2 protein-coding genes are annotated in these 2,901 nt (G+C 60.7%); both read left to right on the top strand.

What is annotated here, in order from left to right:
• The coding region (locus WCE35_RS08900) for a hypothetical protein (protein WP_424592978.1) at positions 1-505 on the top strand (505 nt) is incomplete at its 5' end.
• Entirely contained in the window at positions 502-2,559 is a 2,058-nt protein-coding gene (locus WCE35_RS08895; RefSeq protein ID WP_424592977.1) for a recombinase family protein, read from the top strand. The genes WCE35_RS08900 and WCE35_RS08895, both read left to right, overlap by 4 nt.
• Positions 2,560-2,901 lie beyond the last annotated feature (342 nt).

The following is a 2,901-nucleotide window of genomic DNA, read 5'->3' as shown; positions in this document are numbered from 1 at the left end:
GGGAACCTCAGAGCGGTCCAACTTTTGTTCGGAAGCACGGCATACTGCCCGCGAACACCCCATCCAAGCCAAGATCCTATACCCATTCCACCCACGATGCGGTGAAACCGTTCTTGTTCGCCGTCGCCTGCTCAATCACGACGTCGAGCATGTGGTCATCGTTCAGCCCGATGGATCGCTTGCGCATTTGCCCGCCTGGATGCTCAACGAGGCTGCAGCCCGGTTCACCATTTCAGATGCGCCGCGATTTCCCGTTGAAATTCTGTTGTCGATGCGCGTCGCCATCGACGCGCTCCTAACCTCTCTGTCGTCCGAGTCGACGATGGAGACCGAAGGCTATGAACCGATGTATCAAAAATCCCGCACCCCCCGCTCCAGATCTGTTCGCAATAGAGCCACCGCCCGTGACGTTGCCGCCAGCCCTAAAGCCGCGACTGACTGCACTGGTGGAAGCCCTGCTGGCAGAGATCGCCGCGACACTGGTAACCGGGGAGGCCGGCGATGAGCAAAATCACCGCTGAGCACCTGGCGCGCAGCGCATTCGTCTACATCCGGCAATCGACCGCCGATCAGATCGCGCACAACCACGAGAGCCGTCGCCGGCAATACGGCCTCGCCGATCGCGCACGCCAGCTCGGCTGGACCACAGTCGAAGTCGTTGACGACGATCTCGGCCGCTCGGGTGGTGGCACGACGCGGCCGGGATTCGAGCGCCTGATTGCCGCGATCTGTGCTGGCGGCGTTGGCGCTGTGCTCGCGATCGAGGCCTCGCGTCTGGCCCGCAACGGACGCGATTGGCACACGTTGATCGAGTTCTGTGGATTGGTTGGAACGATCCTCGTCGACGAGGACGGAATCTACGATCCTCGCCATCCCAATGATCGGCTATTGCTGGGGATGAAGGGCACGATGAGTGAGCTTGAACTTTCGCTGTTTCGCCAGCGCTCGCACGAAGCGCTGAAACAGAAGGCGCGGCGGGGCGCATTGTTTCTGCGCGTGGCGGCTGGATACGTCAAAGCCGGCCGCGACAGAATCGAAAAAGATCCGAACCAGCGAGTTCAGGAAGCGTTGAAGCTCGTGTTCACGAAGTTCGCCGATTTCCAGAGTGCACGCCAAGTTCATATCTGGCTCAGAGATGAAGGCGTCGAACTGCCCGTCAAGGGCCGCAACACCGAGGCGCAGGGCGTTAGTTGGCGGCTGCCGGCTTACAATACCGTGCACAACATTCTCAGCAATCCGGTTTATGCAGGCGTTTACGCATTCGGCCGCACGACAAGCAAGATCAGTGTCGAGAATGGCCGCAAGCACGTACGGCGCGGCGTCCGCCGTCCGCTCAGCGAATGCGATGTGCTGATCAAAGATCACCACGAAGGCTACATCACGTGGGAAGAGTTTGAACGCAATCAGCGCCTGATCGCTGAAAACGCCGTGAGCAAGGGCAGCGAGATGGTGAAGGGCGCCGTGCGGCGCGGCGATGTGCTTCTTGCAGGATTGTTTCGGTGCGGCCACTGCGGCCGCAAGCTTCACGTGCACTACAGCGGCAACATCGGCCGCTACAATTGCTACGGCGCGCGCATGAACCACGGCACAGAGCGCTGTATCTCGATTGGCAGCCGACAGGTCGATGCTGTGGTTGCCAAAGAGGTGCTGCTCGTCATCACCCCGCTCGGGGTGGACGCTGCCGTCAAGGCGATCGAGCAACAGGCCCAGAGGACGACGGCGACCGAGCGACAGCTCGAACTCGCACTGCAGCAGGCGCGTTACGACGTTGCCCACGCTCGTCGGCAGTATGACGCCGTTGACCCTGCGAACCGCCTCGTCGCGGGAGAACTTGAGCGCCGCTGGAACGAAGCCCTGAGCGCTGTGCAGAAGATCGAGCGCGACATCGCAGCGGTTGAAGCGCAGAAGCCGGCGCCGCTCGGCGAAGCGGAACGCCACAAACTGCTGGCGCTCGGCGCCGACTTGGCGCACGCTTGGTCGCATCCGGCCGCGACCACGCTGACGCGCAAGAAGATCCTGCGCGCGTGCCTAAACGAGATCGTCGTGCGCAAAGACGGCGCGATGATCGATATGGTGCTGCATTGGCAGGGAGGTGATCACACGGCGCTGAAGCAGCCGCTAAAACTCAACGCGAGTGGCCGGCATCACTATCCCGTTGCTGGCGACTTGATTGCACTTGTGCGCGAACTGGCCCGTCTGATGCCAGATCGGCAGATCGCACGGCTGCTCAATCGATCCGGCAAGCCGATGGCCTTGGGTAAGTCCTGGACAGAGCAGGGCGTTCGTGGCTTCCGCAAACACCAAGAGATTGATGCCTATCGCGACGGCGAGTGGGAGGAACGCGGCGAGATCACGCTTGAAGCCGCGGCGCAAATCATCGAGGTTTGCAAGATGACGGCGTTGCGCATGCTCCGTCGCGGCGACATCAAGGGCCGACAGGCTTGCGAAGGCGCGCCGTGGGTCATCAAAGCTGCCGACTTGGTTGCGTTCGACAAGAATACAGCCACGCCGCGTCCGGTAACACCAAATGGCAAACAGCAGGCCTTTGATTTTCAATGATTTAGGAGATGCGTAGTATGAAGCCCAACTGTTGGGACATTCGAAAATCGAAAGCACCGTGCGCTACCTCGGCATCGAGGTCGACGATGCGATTGAGATCGCCGAGAAGATCGACATCTGACCGCAGACGTAATACCTCAATGAGCGGACGTGACCGGCGGCGAAGAACCCGTCGCCGGTCATCAGCGGGCCGGAGTCCGGTAATGGGATGGACCGGCTGCTCCCCCCCGCCTTTTACGGGATTCAATCGTAGAACTCACGCAGCGGTTTGCAGTTTCAATTTCTGAGCGGCTTGATCCCGCCGATCCCTATGTTGGGCGGTCGTTGTTGTAAGTCCAGAGC

This window comes from Bradyrhizobium sp., from assembly GCF_049691595.1.
In the GTDB taxonomy this organism is placed as follows: domain Bacteria; phylum Pseudomonadota; class Alphaproteobacteria; order Rhizobiales; family Xanthobacteraceae; genus Bradyrhizobium.
This window is presented reverse-complemented; position numbering and strand designations above follow the sequence as displayed.